The organism is Corynebacterium sp. HMSC072A02 (assembly GCF_001810085.1).
GTDB classification, from domain to species: Bacteria; Actinomycetota; Actinomycetes; order Mycobacteriales; family Mycobacteriaceae; genus Corynebacterium; species Corynebacterium hesseae.
In genome coordinates, this window is the sequence record NZ_KV799860.1 from 1 (window position 1) to 22,101 (window position 22,101).

Genomic DNA, 22,101 nt, shown 5'->3' on the forward strand with positions numbered 1-22,101 from the left:
AAAGAAGCGGAACTAAACCCAGGACGCTTCAATGTGTCACTACATCGACCACTTAACTGGCGCTTTTAATGACACGCCACTTCATTGGCACATTTACTACACAGTTAAATTACGCGTCATTTCATTAGCACTTCTATTGCGCACTTAAATGACGCTGTAACTCTGCAGGGCATACTGCAGGCACTTTTACTGCACTTTCTATGTACTCATCTACTGTCCACGTAACAGCACTGTAGAGACTCTGCTTCAGAACCCCTCCCACAGCACAACAGGTACACCACTACATGCGCCATTTTACTGCACTGCAGAATTACCGCGACACAAAAACACCGCTCTAATTCTTCGATTTTCGCTCAATTAGAGCGGTTTTAGCACTGCCGTTGGGCTACGAGTCTGGCGACACCCCGTTAGGCCCGCAGAAGGCCGTACAGGGCAGGGGAGAGCAGCCTACAGCTCCATACCACTGTCGCGGTCGCGCTGCTGCTGCTGGCGGCGCTTGTTGGAGCGCTCCTGCGCACGACGGCGGGCGGCCGCTCGCTCCTGCTGGATGTGCTGCTCAGTAGCCACCTGGAAACGCCGCTTCATCTCAGGGTTGTTATCAAGCTCGACATGCAGGAAGTCACGCTCCACATGCGAAATCTCCTGAAGAGACTGCACCGCCTCCTCGATGATGATGGCGGCTTCCTCTTCAGCGGCTGCGCGGCGCGCTTCAAGGCTTTCGGTGAATGCACGTTTCTCCACGTCAAAGGCTTCGCGCTCACTGTCCAGGGCTGCACGTTCGTCAGCCAGCTGTTCACGCTCACGTTTCGCTTCGTCACGTGCCTCGCTACGGATCGTTTCAGCCTCACGCTGCGCTTCACTACGTGTGTTCTCAGCGTCCTGCGTGGCCTCACTACGGACACTCTTCGCGTCTCGCTCCGCTTCCTTGCGTGCCTCGCTGCGGATGTTTTCAGCATCTTGCTCTGCACGCTTGAGCGTGGCCTCTGCGTTATGTTCGGCCTCCTCACGTGCCTTGCTGCGAACACTCTCGGCGTCACGCTCAGCATTCTTGCGTGCTTCGCTGCGGATCTGTTCGGCGTCCTGCTCCGCCTTCTCGCGTGTCTCGCTGAGTACGCGCTCAGCCACTACACGTGCCTGTGCTTCGGCATTCTCCAGTACGCCCTGTGCTGCTTCCTTGGCCGCTTGAGCCTGTTCGAGTTCTTTCGCTGCCTGTTCGCGGTCTTTCACTGCATCATCGACATCTCGCTGAGCAGAACGACGCTTAACCTCCACCTGGTCCTCACGGTTCGCGAGATCACGCTCCCGATCTTGCTGTTCCGCGTAGCGGTCAGGACTCAGTGACTCGTCGTGCCGTTCTGACACATCCAGCTCCACCGGGTAGCCGAGCGCGTACATGTGCTCACGGAGTCCGCGCTGCGCGTCGATGAACTTCTGGTTTCCGCTAATCTGTTTCCCCTTCTTGGGTCCAGACTTGTACCGCACTGACTCGTCCGTGTTGTACGCAATGCCGGGGCGGCAACGTAGCTTCGATGGATCTTTCGGGTCAGGGGAGAAGGTGTCAGCCTGGAACTGGATGTGCGGGGTTGACTCGTCGAAGTTCATATCCCCTCCGGCGACAGCTTCGATCCCTCCTGGTATGAAGTTCTCGGCGAGCCAACGCATTGACTCTTCGAGGTACTGCTTCGCCTCTTCGTAGTCGCGTGCTACCAGCCGTGCTCGTTTCACTTCACGGCCGTCCACGGTGCTGGTGTAGAAGTCGGGAACCTCCACACACATCGACTTCGGCAGATGCACAACGAACAATGACGTTTCAAAACTGTTCTTCTGCACGCGCACACCGTCCATCCGGGCGTCTTGGTAATCCAAGACTTCCTCGACGGACGTAGCGCGTCTGAACCCACCGTCTCCGTTGTTGACGAACGGGACGTTCAGATGAGCGTCCGCGACGACGATGTTGCTATTCATCGCGGCCTGGTGCATGAGGTCTCTCTGATCGAGTTCCCTCATGCACTCACGGAGGAGACTCTTGCGGTCTCCCCGTGTCGTGTCTCCGCCGCAGCGGTCGCGGCGGAGGTGCTTCAAGTTGAACGCCGCGCGTCCAACTTTCGCAGTTGATGTCTTCGACATAACAGTCTTCTTTCTGTAGATGTTGGTGCGCACTCGGAGCCTCTCGCTTCGCTACTCCAAGTGCGCACCAACATGGCGAGCTTCAATTTCCTGGGTCCCCTAAGAATCGTTCGGGTCCCTTGCGTTGCCGTCCCAAACGATTCTACCCCAGAAAATTGAAGCTCTTTAGCCCCCTAAAGACCTCAGTCCAGCCACCTCGCAAGCTCGGATAACTGAGGTCTCACGGGGGCGCCTGCAGCGGGCAATAGCGAAGCGGTCAAAACCTCCCTATTCGGTCGGTTCTGCCGCGCTTCGCCTTGTGTGAAAGGGCTACGTGACCTGCGAAGATGCGCTGTGGCGATCTCCGCAGGCCCCGTAGCATGCATGGTCTGCGCAGCGCTTTTCGCGCTGCTTGGCAAAGCCTTTCACCCTTATAACCAGTGCAATATTCATTGCACTGGTATGTCACCGTCGCTCGCATGACACGCTTTTCGCGGTCATTTTGAGACGCCGCTATGTAAGCGGTGCATTTTCCCTGCTCACACAGTGAAAATAGGACTTTTCAAAAAAGTCCCGGCGTCGCACCCCCTTATACTTGGTTTTCGCTTTTTGGCTCAAACCAGCCTGGCGTCGCAACATAAGCGATGTGTTTATACACTGTGACCAGCGATAACACCGCTTCTATACCGATGTACCGGCGTCGCACCCCCTTATACTGGTTTTCACTTTTCGACAGTGAAAAACGGTTGTGACACATGGAAACCGCCATCGCTGCTGCTCAGACGGTAAAAAATCGGTTCGTAACCGGTTGCCACCGGCAGTAACCGGATGAAAAACATAATTCACGAAATATCTTCTTGAGACCGTGTACGGAACCGTCGCTGCAGTCCTGCAGCACGGCCACGGCAGTGGCTCTGGGCACGACAAAACCCCGCCACGAGGACGGGGTTTCGACGGGGGAGTAACCGCTACAGTGGTACACTCTTTGCGCTCAGACTGTACGGCCACACGGGGTTCGGCCGTACAGTTTTAAGCCTGATTCTGTACAGACTCGCCGGAGTTATCCGGCTCGCTGGACGCTCCGCTGTCGGTGTCAGACGGCTTCTCACCGTCAGGCTGGACGGGCTTGGCAGGCTTGTCTTTGCCCTCCGTAGGCGGCTCGTCGCCGTCGAGGTTCACCTTAAACTCTTTGGCGTACTCGCGCATTTGCGCGGCACGCTCTTTGGCTGCTTTGTGTTCACGGCGCAGCCGGTTTAATTCCTCCTTGATGCGCTCCTCTTCGCGCAGCGCGGCTTCAAAATCTTGTCGAAAAGACATGGTTTTTCTCCTAGGTTGAAGGTCTATCTGTAGGGCTAAGTCACCCACACGCGGAGTTCCACGCGTGCGCTTGATCTTTCTCCATTACGTTGCACCTCCCAGCACTGCAAGCAGCTGCTGACGCTGCTCCTCGCTAAAGGAGGGAGCGGCCGCGACAATCTTGGCGACGACAGCGTCGTCCGTAAGGGAGCCGTGAACGAAATTGCCGGTACTGGCGATGAAAGCATCCAGGTCTGCACGGCGGTATTGGACCGACCAGCCATCCTTAATGAAAGCCGGCTCCTGGCCGTTAGTACGGCGCTTCTCTAGCGTGCGAGGGCTGCAGTGAAGGTACTGCGCTGCTTCCTTGGTGGTGAAGAGTTCTTGATCGGGCGAAAAAGTTGAAGGCATGACGAAACCTCAAAGATTGAAGGTTCCCGCACTTTTCGCCCGGCACGTGCCCGTGTGTTATCCGGCAAGCTATCCCGCTTGCCCGAGGTGGGGAGACACCTACAGCAGCTGCACATCTCCATCCTGCTTCTAACAACTGCAGCTGGTCAGTCTCAGCAGGTGGGTTGGGGACTATCTACGCCTTGCTCGGGCCACCCCACGGCCCGGAAGGTGGGATTGAACACTATGTTCGACGCTTATTTTACCCTACGTAGCACACTGAGACAAGGGTCTCGTGAGAGCAGATGCGTCACAAAGCATAGGGGGTCCGCGAATTTGAAGCGTGCCTCTGCAGTACGGCTGTCGAGTGTTCGTTTCGTGGTTTCGTAAATTACGAAGCAAACTACGAAAAAACTACGAAACGCTTGACCTGCGGTTTCGCAGAACTACGAAAATCGAAAAACCAAATTACGAAACACGCTAAAAGGCTGTGACCTGCACAGATAGGTGTGTTTACGTACATGTTTCGTAGTTTTGCGTATTTTTACCCCAACTCTTTCAAGATAGAGAGACATAGACACTTTCAGTGACGTAGCTCACAGTGGTAATGCAACCACGCTCCACAATCGCTAGAGCGCGCCTTTGTGTGACCTGTAACACGGTGTTGCGGGTACATGTTTCTTGGTTTCGTAAATTACGAAGCAAACTACGAAAAAACTACGAAACGCTTGACCTGCGGTTTCGCAGAACTACGAAAATCGAAAAACCAAATTACGAAACACGCTAAAAGGCTGTGACCTGCACAGATAGGTGTGTTTACGTACATGTTTCGTAGTTTTGCGTATTTTTACCCCAACTCTTTCAAGATAGAGAGACATAGACACTTTCAGTGACATAGCTCACAGCGGTAATGCAACCACGCTCCATAGGTGTGAAGCCACGGAGTGGCAACATAGACATGCGGTCACGATGTGACACAGCGCACAAAAAGAAGCAAGGTGTCTCTCTCTATATAGATTTTCTTCAAAAAGATGAAAAATAACGAAATGAAATGTATTTGTACTGGTCAGAGTATGTTTTTGCGTTTCGTAATTTGCTTCGTAACTTTTCTACGTTTACGAAACACCCTTGAAAAACGCCCCTTGACCTGCGGTAACGTGTTTCGTTATTTTGTGCGTAATTTTGCACTGACGGCAACAGACACCCTGCCATGCTCTCTCCGTGCGATCTCGTGAGGTTCGCTATCGTACCCACAAGCCATGTTCATTTAAATCGGAGCTTCTCCGGACGCTCGTCGTGGCTCTGGCCGCCACCCATAGCCCGGAGGAGCTCAACCTCGTGCTCGTTGATTTCAAGGGTGGCGCAACCTTCCTAGGGTGTGAGGAGCTGCCGCATACCTCCGCCGTGATTACCAACCTGGAGGAAGAATCGACCCTGGTGGAGCGCATGTATGATGCCATCTCCGGCGAGATGAACCGCCGCCAGGAGCTGCTGCGCAAGGCAGGCAATTTTGCGAACGTGGGCGAGTTCAATGCCTCGGCTGCTGCGGTGGCCGAGCACGGACCGCTGCCGGCGTTGGTCATCGTGGTGGATGAGTTCTCGGAGCTCTTAGGACAGCACCCGGACTTCGCCGAGCTCTTCGTCGCGGTGGGAAGGCTTGGCCGCTCGCTCCATGTGCACCTGCTGCTGGCCTCCCAGCGCTTGGAGGAAGGGCGCTTGCGGGGATTGGATTCGCACCTGTCCTACCGCATCGGGTTGAAGACCTTCTCCGCGGGAGAGTCCCGCCAAGTTCTCGGCGTGGTCGATGCCTATCATCTCCCCGCCCAGCCGGGAGCCGGCTACCTCAAGACGGATGCCGATGCCCCTACTCGCTTCCACGCCTCCTATGTGTCTGGCCCGGTCACGCGCCGGGTAGCGCCTGATGATTCTGAAATGAATGCGCGGCACGCCGCGCGCGTGGAGCTTTTCACAGGGCAGCGCGCGGTGGAAGAAGAGCCCGGCTTTGCAGAACTCGTAGATTCCTCGAGCACGCTCCTGGACACCGTGGTGGCCGCTGCCCGGGATGAGGCTGCTCGGCGTGGCCAGTCGGCGCGAAGAATCTGGCTGCCTCCCCTGCCGCCCGTGGTGGAGCTGTCCAGCGTTGCTTCCTTGCGGGAAGATTCTCCCGGCGCGGGCGGAGAGTTGCGCGCCGAGGTGGGGCTTATTGACCGCCCCTACCACCAGCGCCAAGACCCGCTCACCGTGGATTTTAAAGCGGGAGGTGGGCACCTGGCGTTGTGCGGTGGACCGCAGTCGGGTAAGTCGATGGCGCTGCGCAGTATCGCCTCCGGTCTGGCGCTGCGGCATTCACCGGGACAGGTGCGTTTCTATGTCATTGACCTGGGCGGCGGACAGCTGCGGGTCCTGGACCGGCTGCCCCACGTGGCCGGGGTGGCCGGCCGTGAGGAGCCGGAGAAAATCCGTCGCATCGTTGATGAAGTCGCCGGTCTCGTGCGCCGCCCGGAGCCCCGCCACACCTTCCTCATCGTGGACGGCTGGCACCACATCGGCACCTCCGGCGCGGATTTTGAGGACCTTGCTGAGCCGATCACCCAGCTGGTGGCCGACGGCGCCTCCGCCCGCGTCCACGTCTTGATCGCTGCAGCGCGGTGGACGAGCCTGCGACCGTCTATTCGGGATCTCATCGCGGCCCGTATCGAGCTGCGGCTGGGCGAAGCAATGGACTCACTCATCGACCGCAAGGCGCAGCAGAAGCTCCCGGCAACGCCCGGACGGGGAATCACACTGGCAGGGGAAAACCTGCTTTTTGCCGTAACGTCCCCGCAAGACATCGCCCACATCTGCGGTGTGCATGCTGGTGCCGAACCGGTTCCACCGCTGAAGATGCTGCCCGCCCTTCTCACCGAGTTGCCCGTGCCAGATGACGGCTCGCCACCGGACGGGGTGGCCTGGGGAATCGGCGGGCCGGACCTCGAAGTCCTTAGCTGGGATCCAGCCGCGCAGCCGCACCTGGTGTGCATTGGCTCCCAAGGCTCCGGAAAGTCGAGCTTCCTCAGTGTAATCCTGGCCGGAATTAGCCACCTGGGCAGGGAAGCCGCCCGCCTCGTGGTCATCGATGAGCGCCGTGCACATTTGGGGACGTTGGATGAGGACATGGTGGCGGCGTATGGGGCGTCGGCAAGCGCGGCCACCCAAGCCATCCTCGATACCGTGCGCACCTTGGAACAGCGCCTTCCCGGCCCCGAGGTCACCCCCGCCCAGCTCGCAGCGCGCAGCTGGTGGGAGGGGCCGGACATCTACCTGGTTATCGACGACCTCGACCTAGTCAGCGACATTGCCCTGGCGCCACTGCTCGAGCTCCTCCCGCACGCCCGCGATGTGGGGCTGCACCTGGTGCTTGCGCGCAAAGCCGGCGGCATCGGGCGCGCGATGTTTGGGCAGTTCCTCTCTGCGGTGCGGGACCTGCAGCCGGCGCTGCTGCTTCTCGACGCCGACCGCGACGAAGGCACCATCTTCGGCATCAAGCCAACAGCGCTGCCGCCAGGCCGCGGCCAATGGGTCCTGCGCGGCATATCTCAGGGCTTGGCGCAGGTGTATGTGCCGAGCGCCGATAGTTCACACAACCCACCACAGACCACAGGCAACAAAGGAGACAACCAATGACCGCGACGCACGCACTGCGAACCCCGACAACCGCGCCAGAGACCACGCTAGTTATCACGGTGCTCGATGCCGCCACGATTTATGAAGGCCCGGAAACGATTTATCGCTATGACCTGCCCGGCACAGGAATCGCCGAGGGGTGGGCGCTGGAGGCCGTCCTTGACCAGGCAGAAAAAGTCTGTGGGGCGGAATGGCCGGATGTCAGCGTTGAGGTGGTGGCGGATCCATCCGGAACGGATGTCAGTGTCGAAGCCGTGAGTATTCTGCGCCGTCAGCTCGCTGGCGCGGGTGCGACCGTGCAGGAACCAGAACCATCGCCGCCGCCGGCACCGGTTGCGGTCAGCGCATCACAGGCTGCTTCCCGCTTGGCGGTGGGGGAGCGCCAGTACGAATATGACGGTGCGAAGGAGATAACTGCTGAGCGGCCTCGGGCAGCTCGCCGTTTGCGCTCCCATCGCGCAGTGCAATCCCGTTGGACGGCGCTATTGGGAGGCGTCGATCCCTTCTACATCGCGATAGCGGTCATGGTGGTTGTCGTCGCCGGGGTGTCCTGGTGGGCGGTGGGGCGCAAGGATGCGGCCGTGGCGGCGTCGACTTCCGAACAGGTGGATGAGAATACGTCTGTGGCTGCCGGCGCGCCGGGTACGGCTGCAGCACCCGGTGGGGATGAGCGTCCTAGGGGTGCCGCAACGGAGGCGGAGTCCGAGGGATCCGGCAGCACGCAGCTGCGCCCTGGCCAGCAGGCCATCGAGGTGGAAGGGATGTCCCTGGTACTCCCGCAGGGATTCCGCACCAGCGTGGAGGACGGGCTTGTCACTGCGGCCGGCGAAGACCCCAATTTGCGCATCCTTTTGGCAGCCGATCCGCTCTTCAACGTTCCCGTCGACGTCCTCTTCGCCGAGATTAAAGGACAGATCGACTCCGATCCCGCCCTCCGTGATCCGGTCGAGGAATCTGGGCGGCTGACGTATACCGAGGACCCTGGAGACGGTTCGCAGGTGACGTGGATGATGTGGGAAGACAAGGGCCATCAGATGTCCGTGGGGTGCCACACCAAGTTTGAACCCAACGTGGTGCAGAAAGCCGCCTGCCGGATGGCTGCGGAATCTCTGGTCAAAAAGGAGTAGGAGGGAGCACGCCGCGAAGCTAAAAGATTTTTGAACGCGGCGGGAACCGATGAGCCACTAGCTCAGTCCAATAAGGGTGAGAAGGACACAGGGTGCTTCTCGGGGGGGAAAGAAACACACACCAAGCCCTTGGAAAAGGGATATACCCCAGGTAGGGAACAAGACAGAAAGAGAAGAACATGACTCAAACGTTCCGCACAGAAGCCGACGTAATGGTGGCCACCGCCGGCCGCGTCGACTCCACCAATGACGAGGTACAGGGTGAGCTCACCCGTCTGCAGGGTGTTGTGGATTCCGTTCGCGGCAGCTGGGCAGGCCGCGCGCAGGTTTCCTTTGACAACCTGATGCAGCGCTACAACTCCTCCGCGCAGCAGCTGCGTGAAGCGCTGACCGCCATCAGCGAAAACATCAGGGATAATGCCCGCAACTTCGACACGGTTGAGGCGGATAACGCCCAGTCCTTCGAGAACGTTGGCGGCGCGGGACTGGCCTTGTAGCGCTAGCTGCGTTCACTGACTACAGCACACGTTGAATTACACACGAGCACACAGAAGATAAGGAACACGCAATGTCTGGAATCAAGTATCAGTTCGGCGCCATCGCCGGCGCCGCAGCCGACATCAACTCCACCTCCGGTCGCATCAATGGACTTCTCGGTGACCTGAAGGCCACCCTGCAGCCGATGGTATCGACCTGGGAGGGAGATTCCGCTGCGGCATATAACGCGGCGCAAGCTAAGTGGGATAAGGCGGCCGCCGAGCTCAACACGGTGCTGGCGACCATCTCCACCACGGTCTCCCAGGGCAACGACAACATGAGTGACGTCAACCGTCGCGCTGCCGCCAGCTGGGGATAAACCGACCCGGCTGCGAGTCTTGAACTGGGTGGGTGAGCTTTTTCTTTAACGCCATTCACCACCATGAGTGATGAGCGGTAGGTAGGAAGGCGCGGAGGCTAGGAAAGGAAGGCGCAGGGAATGGAAGGGCTGGACGCGCCGCCTTGACTCAGCTTCCACCGCCCGCCCAGTGAAAGGCGCCGGTATCGCTTCTCATCAACGTTTCTGTCTCTACCCCCACCCCGAATGAATTGAGGTGGAGGCGTTGGTGAGGGGCGATATCGGCGTTTTGGGTTTTCAAACTGCTGCGTACTAAAGTGAAACACCTATGTGTCCGCACCCCGTCGTTAGTGGGTGCGCGCGGGCTGCAGGTCTCCACCGGCCGCTGTATGTACCGCGTCAAGGCTTACATAGCGATGGCCGGCAGTTCCGAGACAGACTTTCAAGGAGTCATTTTGTCTACTTTCCACCCGAAGAGCGGTGACATCACCCGCAAGTGGTACGTCATCGACGCTACCGACGTGGTTCTGGGCAAGCTCGCTTCCACCGTGGCTGACATGCTGCGCGGCAAGCACAAGCCCCAGTACGCACCGAACGTTGATTGCGGCGACCACATCATCATCCTGAATGCGGACAAGATCCACATTTCTTCCAACAAGCGCGAGCGCGAGATGCGCTACCGCCACTCCGGTTACCCGGGCGGCCTGAAGTCCATGACCCTTGGTCAGTCCCTGGACGCCAACCCGGTCCGCGTTATCGAGGAAGCTGTGAAGGGCATGATGCCGCACAACAAGCTTTCTAACGCCTCCATCAAGAAGCTGCACGTTTTCGTGGGCGAGGAGCACCCGTACGCCGGCCAGAAGCCGGAAACCTTTGAGTTTAAGCAGGTGGCACAGTAATGACCGAGCAGAACATCGACAACAATGTAGCCGACGCTGCCGACATCGCTGCAGCAACCGCCGCTACCGAGGAGTTCACCAACACCATCGGTGATTCCCTGGCAACCGATACCGAGGCTGAGGTTGAGACCGCTGCCCCGGCTATCCACGAGGGCCCGATCCAGACCGTTGGTCGCCGTAAGCGCGCCATCGCTCGTGTTCGCCTCGTTGCTGGTTCCGGAAACATCTCCGTCAACGGCCGTGCCTTTGACGAGTACTTCCCGAACAAGCTGCACCAGCAGGACATCCTGCAGCCGCTGACCATCCTTGAGCGCGATGGCCAGTTCGACATTAAGGTCACCGTCAACGGTGGTGGCCCGACCGGCCAGGCCGGCGCTCTGCGTCTGGCTATCGCCCGCGCACTGAACGTCTACAACCCGGCTGACCGCCCGGCCCTCAAGAAGGCCGGCCTGCTCACCCGTGACGCTCGTGCCGTGGAGCGCAAGAAGGCTGGTCTGCACAAGGCACGTCGTGCCCCGCAGTACTCCAAGCGTTAATCTTCGCGCACTGCATTTTCGAAAGCCGCTGCTTCCCTTGTATGGAGGCGGCGGCTTTCGCTATGTGTAGGGCCTGCACAACGTGAAGCCGCGAGTCATAGACAGACATCGTTGGTGGCCCGATCTGCGGAAGCTATGGGGTAGCAGGCATAATGAACAACTATGACTCGACTTTTTGGAACCGATGGAGTTCGCGGCCTAGCGAACAAGAAGCTCACTCCGATCCTGGCCTTGCGCTTGGGACAGGCGGCGGCGGAGGTATTGACCTCGGACCGCGAGTCCTATGAGCGTCGACCGCTCGCGATTATCGGGCGCGATCCGCGCGTGTCGGGTGAGATGCTGGATGCGGCGATTGCATCGGGCTTAGCATCGCGTGGCGTCGACGTCGTACGCGTCGGCGTGCTGCCCACCCCGGCTATCGCGTTCCTCACCGATGACTTTGGGGCAGATCTCGGCGTGATGATCTCCGCCTCCCATAACCCGATGCCGGACAATGGCATCAAGTTCTTCTCCGCGGGCGGTAAGAAGCTGCCTGATGAGGTGGAGGATCGCATCCAGGCTGCCATGGGAAGCCTCACCGAAGACGGACCTACTGCGACCAAGATTGGTCGCATCATTTCGGAGGCCCCCGATGGCCGCGAGCGCTACCTCAAGCACTTGGCCGAGGTCGTGACCACGGATCTGAGCGGCATCAAGGTTGTCGTCGATACCGCTAATGGTGCTGCCTCCAAGGTGGCACCGCAGGCCTACGAGGCTGCGGGTGCTGAGGTCATTGCCATTCACAACAAGCCTAATGCTTTCAACATCAACGAGGACTGCGGTTCGACGCATATTGAGAAGACCCAGGAGGCCGTCGTCGAGCACGGCGCCGATCTGGGCTTGGCTCACGACGGCGACGCTGACCGTTGCTTGGCCGTGGATGCCGAGGGCAACGTTGTTGACGGCGACCAGATCATGGCGATCCTCGCCGTGGGCATGAAGGAAGACAACGATCTCCGCTTCAACACCTTGGTGGCTACCGTGATGTCGAACCTGGGCCTGAAGCTGGCCATGCAGGAACAGGGCATCGAGGTCAAGGAAACCGCCGTGGGTGACCGTTACGTGTTGGAGGAGCTCAACCGTGGCGATTACTCCCTGGGCGGCGAGCAGTCCGGCCACGTGGTGTTGCCGGATGACTGCACCACTGGTGATGGCACGCTGACCGGCCTGTCCATTATGGCGCGCATGGCGAAGTCCGGGAAGTCCATCAAGGAGCTGGCTTCCGTGATGACGGTATTGCCGCAGGTGCTCATTAACGTGCCGGTTTCCGATAAGGCCGTCATTCTTAAGGCTCCTGAGGTCAAAGAAGCTATCGCTGCCGCCGAGTCGGAGCTTGGAAACACAGGCCGCGTTCTGTTGCGCCCGTCCGGCACGGAGGAGCTCTTCCGCGTCATGGTGGAGGCTGCTGAAGAAGAGCAGGCGCGCAAGGTGGCGGGCAAGCTCGCTGCGGTTGTTGCTGCAGTCTAGTTCTACGCACCCACGCTAAACCCCGGGCCATGTGGCCTGGGGTTTCGTGTTTTGTGGGTGATGGGGGAACCGGAGGGGAGGTTTCTCAGTCCAATAAGGGCAGGAATCACTGTTTGTTGTGGACGAGAAGGAGGGCGCTCATGCCCGACGTATTTTTTGATGAGGACGAAGCCACGCGGCTTCTCGACGCCGTCGTGGACCAAACCCGCGCCCAAAGTGACGCGCATCGTGGGGACAGACCGAACTTTCCCGCGTCATCCGCGGGCAGGGACTTCGGCGGGCATGGGGCGCAGATTCAGGCGTTGCTGAGCCAGCTGCATGAGCGCGGAGCGTGGCGGTTGGACAACATATCGGCCACAGCGGATGCTGCACGCGCACAGCTGCGTGCTTTCGGGGAGATCGACCGTGGTCTTTCTGGCCAGCTTGGTGAGCAGGAAGCGGGGATGAACTGATGTCCACGATGGTCAAGTCACTTCTAGGTGATTATTCACAGGCGGTGTCCCAGTTCCAGGCCGCTAGCCTAGGAGGTTACTCCGGACCCAGCACACCTATTGGTCTGCTGGGGGACATGGTGGGCTCGGTCGATGGGATAAAAACGGATGACCTGGTTAGCAGTACCGCATCGGCGATGGGCGCTCGGCGCCCGCGGCGTGGCGGCAATGGTTTACGGGATTTCCTTTTAGGGACGGTCCTATCGCTTGCCGGGGGAGCGCTCATGGATCACCTGCGCGGCGTGCAGGATGACTTTGAGAAGGAAAGGGAGGAAGCCGATGACCTAGTGGAATCCGCGCAGCAGTGCTCGGAGGCCATTGAGGATGTGGTCGATGTTTCCGATTCTGCGGTGGCAGAGCTCATCTCCGCGGTCATTCCTCTGCTCAATATCCTGACGATGCTATTGCAGCGGCACCCTCTGGGGAAGGCCATCGTCCCGGTGATTTCGAGCATTGGTGGGGACCTGATCGATCAGACGAATGACACTATTACGCAGACCTGCCGGGACCGCGATACTGCCATCGAGAATTGCTATGGCGAGTTTGAGAGGCGTTGTTCTGAGGTGTGTGAGCGCGAGCTCCCAGAGACCCCGCCGGAACCCGAATGTGGCTGCGAGGACAAACCGAAGCAGTGTGCGCAACCTGCGCCTGAGCCTTGTGCGCCGACGAAGCCAGCCCAGTCCACTGAACCTGCTGTGCCAGCGCAGCCTTCTCCCGCACCGGCTCCTTCCACACCTGCCCCGCCGCAGCAACCGGTTGAGCAGGGGGTTGAACAGCCGGTAGCGCCACAGGAGGAGCCGGCGCCGACTCGTCCCGCTGCGGCACCGGAAAAAGAGTGCCCACCGGATGAAGAGAAGCCACAGCCTACGAAACCGAGCCAGCCTCCAAGCGCATCAACTGAGGCGGTAGCGCAGCCTAAGCCGGAATCCACTGCGTCAGAAGCGCAGCATACACCGTGCGGCTGCCATGCGGAGAAAGAAGCGCAGTCCTGCGGTTGCAGTGAGCAGCAACGTGAAATAGAAACCACGAAGCCAGCCGATGCAGGGGTGGAGAGTCCCACCGAACCCGTGCAACAGGAGGTGATTGACTGCCCGGCGGATATGGAGCCGGTGGCTGAGGAGAAGGAATGCACTGAGGAACCGGCAGAAGGTGAAGACTGTGAGACGCCAGAGCAGCCACCAGTTGCGGAGCCGGGTGAGTGCAAGCCTGAAGAATCCTGCTGCGGAAGCTTGGGAATCCTCGGCGTAGGGGTCGCCATCCTGGGGCTGGGCCTCTTGGCCGAGGCGGCTGTGGACTTCATCGAAAACCTGCCGGAGCCAGAACCTGTACCGGAGCCGGTGCCTGAGCCAGAGCCCTGTTCGCCGCCTGCGCCGGAACCTGCTCCTGACAATGGTGTTACGCCGCCACCGCCGGAGCTGAACAACGTCCCGGAGCCAGAAGCACCGCCGGAGAAGCTCGCACACATGCAAGCAGCGGAAGCACCGGTGCCAGCACCGGATCCTGCGCCAGCACCCGCACCCGAGCCAGCGCCAGGGCCAGCTCCCGCAACTGAGGCCGCACCAGACATAGCGCCGCAAGAAAGCTCAGAGACATCGTCTGTACACGCACGAAAGGCAGGGCAGTGGTAATGCCGCACAATGATTTTGATGAGTTCGCGCGCGGATTCCGCGAGCGCACAGCAGCACGGCTACTGGAATTTGAGAAAGCCATGGCTAAGGCACAGGATGAGCTGGAAAAATCTGCGCAGCGCGCGGCCCAAACCCAAGTGCACCCGGGCCCACAGAGGCGAAGCCCAGCCGCCACGGGTGTAGGGCACGGCCAAAGCCAGGGGCAGGGGCGGGGCCGCCCGCGCGGTCAAGTGCAATCGGTGCTCAGGCGCGGGTGACACGGAAACCGGGAAACTCCTCTGTGCGCCAGCAGTCTTAGGTGCTACCGTGGCGTGAGTAGCCGCCGCACGTATCAACCAGGGTTCGGAGGGAAAGACCGCATGACAGTTCCTTGGCTTTATGACGTCTTGTGGGGCGTTCTTCCCATGCTGTACCTCTTGGTGGCTTTTGTTGTGCTTGGCATTGAGATTAAATACGACAGAGAAATGGCCCACATAAAACTGTGGACGGCCGCTCAGTTGCTTCTGCCGGGCATCGCACTTATCGCTTGGCTTTTCATTGAGGTTCCTCGGTTAAAACGACTAAAGCAGGACGAATAAACGATCGTCCTGCTTTAGTCGGAGCACATGTGCGCCTTGCGGTGCTAGCTCGTCGAAACCTCTCCTGTCGTGCTAGAAACCGGCGCGTTTGGTGAGGTCTTCGCCGACGAAGCTCTCGACGCCTTTGGCGGAGGCGTCGGCAGCCGCAAAGTCGTCGTACTTGGATTCGCCAGCGAGGGTGGACAGGAAGAAGCCAGTGACAAGGCCGCGGGCAGTTTCGACTGCGGAACCTTGGAAGAAGCCGGAGCCAAGCGCCAACTTGAAGAGCTTGTCCTCGCTGAAGCCGGACTGCGTGCCCTTAGCAATTTCGCGGTAAGCCACCGGACCGCCCCAGGCGTTGGCCAGCTTCGCGGGGTTTCCCGCGCGGAAGATATCATCTTGGCCCGCGCCAATAACGAGGCCGCGTGCCTTCACGGTGTGTGCGGCCTGAACCGCGGACGGGGAAGTATCGGCAGGGTAGAGGGCCGCGACGGCGCGGACCTTCGGGGTATCCACGGCAGCCAGGGTAGCCACGCCGCCGCCCATGCCGTGGCCAAAGACACCCAGCTTGGAAGCGGAGACCGAAATCTTGCCAGCGCCCAGCCTGACGCCGGCGGCAATCTGCAAGGCCGATTCGAGGTCGGCAGCCAAGTCGCGGTGTTTGGCAAAGACGCCCGTCTCCGTATCCGGAGCAACCACCACGATGCCCCAGCTGGCCAAGTGGCGCAGGGTGGCGTGGTAGTCCTTGATGCTCTTCGTCCAGTCGTGGGCAAACGCCACGGCGGGCAGGCCCTTGCCCTCAACCGGGGTGTACACCTTGCCCTCAAGCCCTGCATAAGACAGGTCTCCGACGAGGACGCGGTGCGGGCCGCGTTTAGACAACGTACCGAGATGCTTCTTCAAATTCGCAGACACGCTTTACAGAATAGAGGAAAGAATAAGCAAAGCGGTGAACAGTGCGGGAGATTAAGTAGGATCCTTGCGATTCGGCATGTTAAATCATGCTGTAAAATTTCGACCTATGTGTGGAATCGTTGGATACATTGGCCATAACACCGATGGCCGTGAGTACTTTGCCTTAGACGTTGTGCTGGAGGGCCTGCGTCGACTGGAGTATCGCGGCTATGACTCAGCAGGCGTCGCAATGTACGCCGATGGCAAGATCGGCTGGCGCAAGAAGGCCGGAAAGGTCGCTGCGCTGGAAGCCGAAATCGCTGCGCGTCCGCTGAAGGATTCCGTCCTAGGCATCGGGCACACCCGCTGGGCTACCCACGGTGGCCCGACCGATCTAAACGCCCACCCGCACGTGGTGGATGGCGGCAAGCTCGCCGTCGTTCACAACGGCATCATCGAGAACTTCGCCGAGCTCAAGACCGAGCTAGAGGCCAAGGGCCACAACTTCGTGTCCGAGACCGACACCGAAGTCGCCGCCACCCTCCTGGCGGATGTGTTCCACAACGAGGCCGGCGGTGACCTCACCAAGGCCATGCAGCTGACCGGCAAGCGCCTGGAAGGCGCGTTTACCCTTTTGGCTATCCACGCCGAGCAGGCAGACCGCATCGTGGCTGCGCGCCGCGATTCGCCGCTAGTTATCGGCCTGGGTGACGGGGAGAACTTCCTGGGTTCGGATGTCTCTGGCTTCATCGACTACACCAAGTCCGCCGTCGAGATGGACAACGATCAGGTCGTCACCATCACCGCGGATGATGTCGAGATCACCGACTATGAGGGCAACCCCGCCCAGGGCAAGCCCTTCGAGATTAAGTGGGATGCCGCCGCGGCCGAAAAGGGCGGCTTCAACTCCTTCATGGAGAAGGAAATCCACGACCAGCCGGCAGCCGTGCGCGATACGCTGCTGGGCCGCCTCGATGAGACCGGCAACCTGATCCTCGATGAGATTCGCATCGAGGAGTCGGTGCTCAAGTCCATCGACAAGATCATCGTCATCGCCTGCGGCACCGCCGCCTACGCAGGACATGTCGCGCGCTACGCCATCGAGCACTGGTGCCGCATCCCGTGCGAGGTGGAGCTGGCACACGAGTTCCGCTACCGCGATCCGATCGTCAACGAAAAGACCTTGGTTGTGGCCCTGTCCCAGTCGGGCGAGACCATGGATACCCTCATGGCCGTGCGCCACGCCCGCCAGCAGGGTGCCAAGGTAATCGCCATCTGCAACACCCAGGGTTCCTCCATCCCGCGCGAGTCCGACGCTGCCCTCTACACCCACGCCGGCCCGGAGATCGCTGTGGCCTCCACCAAGGCCTTCCTGGCGCAGATCACCGCGACCTACCTGCTGGGCCTCTACCTGGCTCGCCTGCGCGGCAACATGTTCTCCGATGAGGTCAACTCCGTCCTCGAGGATCTGCGTGATATGCCGGATAAGGTTCAGGCAATCATCGACAACGAGCAGCAGGTCTACGACCTGTCCAACGCCATGGAGAACGCCAAGTCGGTGCTCTTCCTGGGCCGTCACGTCGGCTTCCCCGTCGCGCTGGAGGGCGCGCTCAAGCTCAAGGAGATCGCCTACCTGCACGCTGAGGGCTTCGCCGCCGGCGAGCTCAAGCACGGCCCCATCGCGCTCATCGAAGAGGGCCAGCCGGTCTTCGTCATCGTGCCTTCCCCGCGCGGCCGGGATTCCCTGCATTCCAAGGTCGTCTCCAACATCCAGGAGATCCGCGCCCGCGGCGCCATCACCATCGTCATCGCGGAAGAGGGCGACGAGGCCGTCGAGGCCTACGCCAACCACATCATCCGCATCCCGAAGGCGCCGACGCTTATGCAGCCTCTGCTTGCCACCGTGCCGCTGCAGATTTTCGCCTGCGGTGTAGCCACCGCCAAGGGCTACGACGTGGACCAGCCGCGCAACCTGGCGAAGTCGGTGACCGTCGAATAGCGCCGCACCCTTAAGTGGCACAATGGTGGGCATGTTGAAAACCACCGTTGACCTCAACGCTATTGCCCACAATGTCGCTCGCGTGAAGGAGGCGGTGGCCCCGGCCCGCCTCATGTGCGTGGTCAAGGCGGATGCCTATGGCCACGGCATCGAGCGTTGCGCCCCGGTCATGGCGAAGGCGGGAGCGGACGCCTTCGGGGTGGCCACGCTGGCCGAGGCCGTGGCGCTGCGGAAGGTCATTGACACCCTTCCCATTGCCGCCTGGCTGTGGGAGCCGACGGAGGACCTCGCCCCGGCCCTAGCCGCCGGAATCCAGATCGGCATCCCTTCTTTGGCGCACGCGCAGGCGCTCATCGCCGCCACTGATGCGCCCACCGAGGTCTTCGTGATGGTGGAGACGGGGATGCACCGCTCGGGCGTCGACAAGCACGCGTGGGAGGAGACCTTCCGCCTGCTTGCCGACGCCCCCCACATCACCGTCCTGGGCCTCATGTCCCACTTTGCTTGTGCGGACGAGCCGGAGCACCCGCACAATGATCATCAGGAATCGGAGTTCCGCCAGGCCCTAGCGCTTGCCCGTGAGGTCGGGCTTGAGTGCCCGCTGAACCACCTAGCCAACTCGCCCGCGGCCTTGACCCGCCCCTCGGCGCGCTTCGAGCAGGTGCGCGTCGGGCTGGTCCTGTATGGGCTCGAACCGGTGGCCGGGCGCGACCATGAGCTGAAGCCCGCCATGACGTGGGAAGCGTCCGTCGTCGCGGTGAAGCCGATTTCGGCGGGGGAGTCCACCTGCTACGGCCTGACCTGGACCGCAGATAGCGACCGTCAACTCGCCACCGTCAGCGTGGGCTATGCCGATGGCCTGCCGCGAGCCTTTCAAGGGGCGCTGCAGGTAGGGATCGGCGGCGAGCTCTACCCGCAGGTGGGCAGGGTCTGTATGGACCAAATTGTCGTCGACCTTGGGGCCAATCCCCACGGTGTGCGCGCCGGGGAGACAGCCGTTATCTTTGGCCGTGGCGGCATGAGCGCTACCGAACTGGCCGAGGCAGCCGGGACCATCAACTACGAAATACTGTGCCGCCCCACCGGGCGCACCCAGCGCACATACCGCGAAGGAGCTAGCGATGCGCAGTGATTTTCCACACGAAGGACGCCGCGAGGCCGAAACGCCGGAGGATGCTCAGGCCTTCGGCGAGGAGCTGGGCGCGGCTTTAGAGGCCGGGGACCTGGTTATTCTTGATGGTCCCCTGGGCGCCGGGAAAACCACCTTCACGCAGGGTATTGCCCGCGGAATGCAGGTGAAGGGGCGGGTGACGTCGCCGACCTTCGTCATTGCACGCGAGCACCCCTCGCGCGTGGGCGGGCCGACGTTGGTGCACGTGGATGCCTACCGCCTCTTGGATCATTCAGAGGATCCGTTGGGGGAGCTGGACAGTCTAGACTTAGACACCGAAATAGAGGACGCCGTCGTCGTCGCCGAATGGGGCGGGGGCTTCATGGAGCGGCTATCTGACTCGTACCTCGCCGTTACAATCAACCGGGATTCGGACGATGACGTCCGCGTATTCACATGGAAATGGGTGAATTAACGTGCTGGCTTTCCTTGCTGAACAGCCCCTGCTCACGCTTTTTCTCATCATGGCGGTGGGATTAGCCGTCGGCAAGATCAATGTCTTCGGCATCTCGCTCGGCGCCGCCGCTGCGATGTTCGTGGCCTTAGGCTTGTCCGCGGCCAACCCGGACATCGTGGTCCCGGCGTTCGTGTATCAATTTGGTTTGGCCATCTTCGTGTATGTCATCGGCCTGAACTTCGGCCGTAGCTTCTTCCAAGATTTCCGCCGGCGTGGATGGAAGATGTCCATGGTGGTCATCGTCTTCTTCTTCGTGTTGGCGGGGCTGACCACCCTGGCGATGCGCATGTTTGATCTCGACCCGGCGATCAGCGTGGGCACGCTGGCGGGGTCGGTGAGCTCGACGCCTGGTATGGCCGCGGTCGTCGAAGCCTTGGGTGGCGATAGCACCCCGGTGGTGGGCTATTCCCTGGCCTACCCGGGCTGCATCATCGGAACCATTCTGGTTGCCGCGATTGGCGCCAAGGTGCTGCGCGTGAACCACATTGAGGACGCACGCGCCGAGGGCATGATCGCAGAACCGCTCGAGTGGCGGGCAGTGCGCCTGAACCGTGACTTCGACGCAACGGTGGGGGACCTCCAAGAGGTGACCGGCGAGCGCGTCATCGCCACCCGCCATGTCAACAACCCGCACGAGCACGACCTGGCCTACCCGGAGCTCCCGCTGCGCGCCGGCATGGAATTCCTACTCAACGGCACCGCGCCCGCGTTGGATAGCGCGATTTCCCAGTTGGGTGAGGAGATCCATATCAACCTCCACGAGGAGGATGGCCTGGTCTACCGGCGCCTGACCGTGTCCAGCCCACGTGTTGCGGGCTATCAGCTCAAGGATTTGGACACCGTGAAGGAAGGCTTCCTCATCGCGCGCGTGCGCCGCGGCGACTCCGACGTCGTGCCGAACGAAGAGACCGTCCTGAACTACTCGGATCGCGTGCGCGTCATCACCGCGCCGGGCAGGCTTGACGACGTCCGCCGTTTCCTCGGCGACTCCGAAGCCAAACTCGGCAACGTCGATTTGTTGCCCTTTGCCCTAGGCCTCTTCATCGGTCTGCTCTTCGGCGCTATCCCGATTCCGCTTCCGGGCGGCACCACGTTGTCCTTCGGTTTTGGTGGCGGCCCCATCGTCGTCGGCCTCATCTTGGGCGCGCTGGGCCGCTCGGGCCCAATTAACTGGCAGCTTCCATTCCACGCGAAGCAGACGATTTCCACGCTGGGTTTGACCTTGTTCTTGGCGGGCGTGGGTACGTCGGCAGGCGGCCAATTCCGGGATGCCTTGTCGGATCCGACCTCCCTGAAGTACATGGGCGTGGGCATTGTGCTGACGCTGGTGTCTGCCATCGGCATCGTTGCGGTGTCCATGCTGGCGCTGCGCCTCAAGTTTGATGAGTCGGTGGGCATCGCCGCCGGCATGACCACGAACCCGGCGATCATGGCCTACCTCAACCCGCAAACCGGTACTCAGCTGGCAGAGCGCGGCTATGCCACCGTGTACCCCACGGCGATGATCGGAAAGATTCTCATGTGCCAGGTCTTGGCCTTGATTATTGTTTGATGGTTGTCGCGTAGGATATCCCCGTACTGTTTATTCCCGCTACCCCCGCGTGAGGAGCTAAAACAACTTTATGAACAAGCTTGGTCAATTCATCACCACTGTCGTTATCGGCGGCTTCGCCGTATTCCTTGCCGCGCTCATCGTGCTGCCGATGGTCCGGCCAGCGCAGGCGGAGACGAAGGAGCCGTCGACCGTTGCCCAGTCCCTGAGCGCGTACCCGAAGAACCTGGACTTCGCCATGTTCATTCCGCAGGATGTGTACGGCCAGGAGTGGGGTGCGGTCGCCGCCGTCTGCCCGGGTGCCACCGAGGACCAGCTCAAGAAGGGCGGCGTGGAGACGAAGAACCTGAACATTGACTTCGCCGACGGGGCCGTGCCTGATGACGTGAACTACATCCTGCTGGCTTCGCAGACCGGTGAATTCAAGGCGGAGAAGCTCCCGCGCGCACAGGTGGACCTGTGTGATGGTCTGCTGCAGCAGCTGAAGTCGCCGGAAGCAGCCAAGCAGGACATCCCGCCGCTGCTGCCGTTCCAGCAGGGCCAGCCGCTGCAGTTTATTCGCGATACCCAGGATTACGTGGAGCAGATGGGTAAGAACAATCCCGACTACGTCGATACCGACTGGCACCTCGCAGGCTAATGAAGGTTCTTGCACTCGATACCGCCACCACGGACCTGGTGACGGGCATCGTTGATACCGACACCGGGGAGAGCATCGACTGCGTCATTAGCGGCACGCGCGCTCACAACGAGCAGCTCATCCCCGCTATCGAGGAGCTGCTTGCCGACGCCTCCCTGACCTACTCCGACTTCTCCGCCATCGTCGTCGGCACGGGGCCCGGACCGTTTACCGGCCTGCGCGTGGGCATGGCTACCGCTTCCGCTCTGGGGGTGGCTCTTCACCTGCCGGTGCATGGCGTGTGCACATTGGATGCCATTGCGCACGGGCGCACGGGGGAGTGGCTGGTGGCTATCGACGCCCGCCGCAAAGAGG

The 22,101-nt window shown here is 60.7% G+C and carries 20 protein-coding genes and 1 pseudogene; 17 read left to right on the forward strand and 4 right to left on the reverse strand.

The features are described from left to right. Positions 1-447 precede the first annotated feature (447 nt). The 3 genes from HMPREF2698_RS08585 to HMPREF2698_RS08595 form a co-directional block, all read right to left on the reverse strand. On the reverse strand, positions 448-2,007 hold the full coding sequence (locus tag HMPREF2698_RS08585; protein ID WP_210386594.1) for a plasmid recombination protein: 1,560 nt from the start codon (positions 2,005-2,007) through the stop codon (positions 448-450). A 1,128-nt stretch (positions 2,008-3,135) separates the two neighbouring features. After that, positions 3,136-3,423 carry a hypothetical protein gene (locus HMPREF2698_RS08590; protein ID WP_070563730.1) on the reverse strand — a complete coding sequence of 96 codons (288 nt, stop codon included), beginning with the start codon at positions 3,421-3,423 and terminating at the stop codon, positions 3,136-3,138. An 84-nt stretch (positions 3,424-3,507) separates the two neighbouring features. Then, entirely contained in the window at positions 3,508-3,813 is a 306-nt protein-coding gene (locus HMPREF2698_RS08595) for a helix-turn-helix domain-containing protein (protein WP_070563733.1), read from the reverse strand. Between the two features lie 1,242 nt (positions 3,814-5,055). Here HMPREF2698_RS08595 and eccCb point away from each other — a divergent pair. The 11 genes and pseudogenes from eccCb to HMPREF2698_RS08650 all read left to right on the forward strand — a co-directional run. Beyond that, positions 5,056-7,455, forward strand: a pseudogene (eccCb, locus tag HMPREF2698_RS08600) (type VII secretion protein EccCb); the annotation flags it as partial. Then, positions 7,452-8,582, forward strand: a complete 1,131-nt coding sequence (locus HMPREF2698_RS08605) for a type VII secretion-associated protein (protein WP_070563736.1) — start codon at positions 7,452-7,454, stop codon at positions 8,580-8,582. The pseudogene eccCb and the gene HMPREF2698_RS08605, both read left to right, overlap by 4 nt. Before the next feature lie 179 nt (positions 8,583-8,761). Beyond that, the gene (locus tag HMPREF2698_RS08610) at positions 8,762-9,079 is read left to right on the forward strand and encodes a WXG100 family type VII secretion target (protein ID WP_070521640.1); all 318 of its coding nucleotides are present in this window, start codon (positions 8,762-8,764) and stop codon (positions 9,077-9,079) included. Positions 9,080-9,150: 71 nt separating this feature from the next. Then, positions 9,151-9,438 carry a WXG100 family type VII secretion target gene (locus HMPREF2698_RS08615; protein ID WP_070521638.1) on the forward strand — a complete coding sequence of 96 codons (288 nt, stop codon included), beginning with the start codon at positions 9,151-9,153 and terminating at the stop codon, positions 9,436-9,438. A 434-nt stretch (positions 9,439-9,872) separates the two neighbouring features. After that, positions 9,873-10,316 (forward strand): 50S ribosomal protein L13, encoded by a 444-nt coding sequence (gene rplM / locus HMPREF2698_RS08620; RefSeq protein ID WP_010189505.1) that lies wholly within the window; start codon positions 9,873-9,875, stop codon positions 10,314-10,316. Next, positions 10,316-10,852, forward strand: a complete 537-nt coding sequence (gene rpsI / locus HMPREF2698_RS08625; RefSeq protein WP_070521636.1) for a 30S ribosomal protein S9 — start codon at positions 10,316-10,318, stop codon at positions 10,850-10,852. Before rplM ends, rpsI begins: the two co-directional genes overlap by 1 nt. 162 nt (positions 10,853-11,014) lie before the next feature. Further along, positions 11,015-12,358, forward strand: coding sequence for a phosphoglucosamine mutase (gene glmM, locus HMPREF2698_RS08630; RefSeq protein ID WP_070530775.1), 1,344 nt, complete (start codon positions 11,015-11,017; stop codon positions 12,356-12,358). Positions 12,359-12,498: 140 nt separating this feature from the next. Then, complete coding sequence (locus HMPREF2698_RS08635) at positions 12,499-12,810, forward strand: hypothetical protein (protein WP_070563739.1); 312 nt, start codon at positions 12,499-12,501, stop codon at positions 12,808-12,810. Beyond that, positions 12,810-14,477: a zinc metalloprotease gene (locus HMPREF2698_RS08640; RefSeq protein ID WP_070563742.1), complete on the forward strand. Its 1,668-nt coding sequence runs from the start codon at positions 12,810-12,812 to the stop codon at positions 14,475-14,477. Before HMPREF2698_RS08635 ends, HMPREF2698_RS08640 begins: the two co-directional genes overlap by 1 nt. Then, positions 14,477-14,734 carry a hypothetical protein gene (locus tag HMPREF2698_RS08645; RefSeq protein ID WP_070563745.1) on the forward strand — a complete coding sequence of 86 codons (258 nt, stop codon included), beginning with the start codon at positions 14,477-14,479 and terminating at the stop codon, positions 14,732-14,734. Before HMPREF2698_RS08640 ends, HMPREF2698_RS08645 begins: the two co-directional genes overlap by 1 nt. A gap of 54 nt (positions 14,735-14,788) precedes the next feature. After that, positions 14,789-15,055 carry a hypothetical protein gene (locus HMPREF2698_RS08650; RefSeq protein ID WP_141748939.1) on the forward strand — a complete coding sequence of 89 codons (267 nt, stop codon included), beginning with the start codon at positions 14,789-14,791 and terminating at the stop codon, positions 15,053-15,055. Between the two features lie 72 nt (positions 15,056-15,127). Here HMPREF2698_RS08650 and HMPREF2698_RS08655 read toward each other — a convergent pair whose 3' ends face one another. After that, entirely contained in the window at positions 15,128-15,949 is an 822-nt protein-coding gene (locus HMPREF2698_RS08655; RefSeq protein ID WP_070563748.1) for a dienelactone hydrolase family protein, read from the reverse strand. A 106-nt stretch (positions 15,950-16,055) separates the two neighbouring features. Here HMPREF2698_RS08655 and glmS point away from each other — a divergent pair, with 106 nt between their 5' ends. The 6 genes from glmS to tsaB all read left to right on the forward strand — a co-directional run. Then, positions 16,056-17,927: a glutamine--fructose-6-phosphate transaminase (isomerizing) gene (gene glmS, locus HMPREF2698_RS08660; RefSeq protein ID WP_070563751.1), complete on the forward strand. Its 1,872-nt coding sequence runs from the start codon at positions 16,056-16,058 to the stop codon at positions 17,925-17,927. Positions 17,928-17,952: 25 nt separating this feature from the next. Then, positions 17,953-19,059: an alanine racemase gene (gene alr / locus HMPREF2698_RS08665; protein WP_070563967.1), complete on the forward strand. Its 1,107-nt coding sequence runs from the start codon at positions 17,953-17,955 to the stop codon at positions 19,057-19,059. Continuing rightward, on the forward strand, positions 19,049-19,513 hold the full coding sequence (gene tsaE / locus HMPREF2698_RS08670) for a tRNA (adenosine(37)-N6)-threonylcarbamoyltransferase complex ATPase subunit type 1 TsaE (RefSeq protein WP_070563754.1): 465 nt from the start codon (positions 19,049-19,051) through the stop codon (positions 19,511-19,513). The genes alr and tsaE overlap by 11 nt, the downstream gene beginning before the upstream one ends. A 1-nt stretch (position 19,514) precedes the next feature. Then, entirely contained in the window at positions 19,515-21,107 is a 1,593-nt protein-coding gene (locus HMPREF2698_RS08675; RefSeq protein WP_070563757.1) for an aspartate:alanine exchanger family transporter, read from the forward strand. 70 nt (positions 21,108-21,177) lie between these two features. Next, positions 21,178-21,747 carry a hypothetical protein gene (locus tag HMPREF2698_RS08680; protein ID WP_070521567.1) on the forward strand — a complete coding sequence of 190 codons (570 nt, stop codon included), beginning with the start codon at positions 21,178-21,180 and terminating at the stop codon, positions 21,745-21,747. Continuing rightward, positions 21,747-22,101, forward strand: a 355-nt coding sequence (tsaB, locus tag HMPREF2698_RS08685; RefSeq protein ID WP_070563760.1) for a tRNA (adenosine(37)-N6)-threonylcarbamoyltransferase complex dimerization subunit type 1 TsaB, incomplete at its 3' end; no start/stop codon positions are given. The genes HMPREF2698_RS08680 and tsaB, both read left to right, overlap by 1 nt.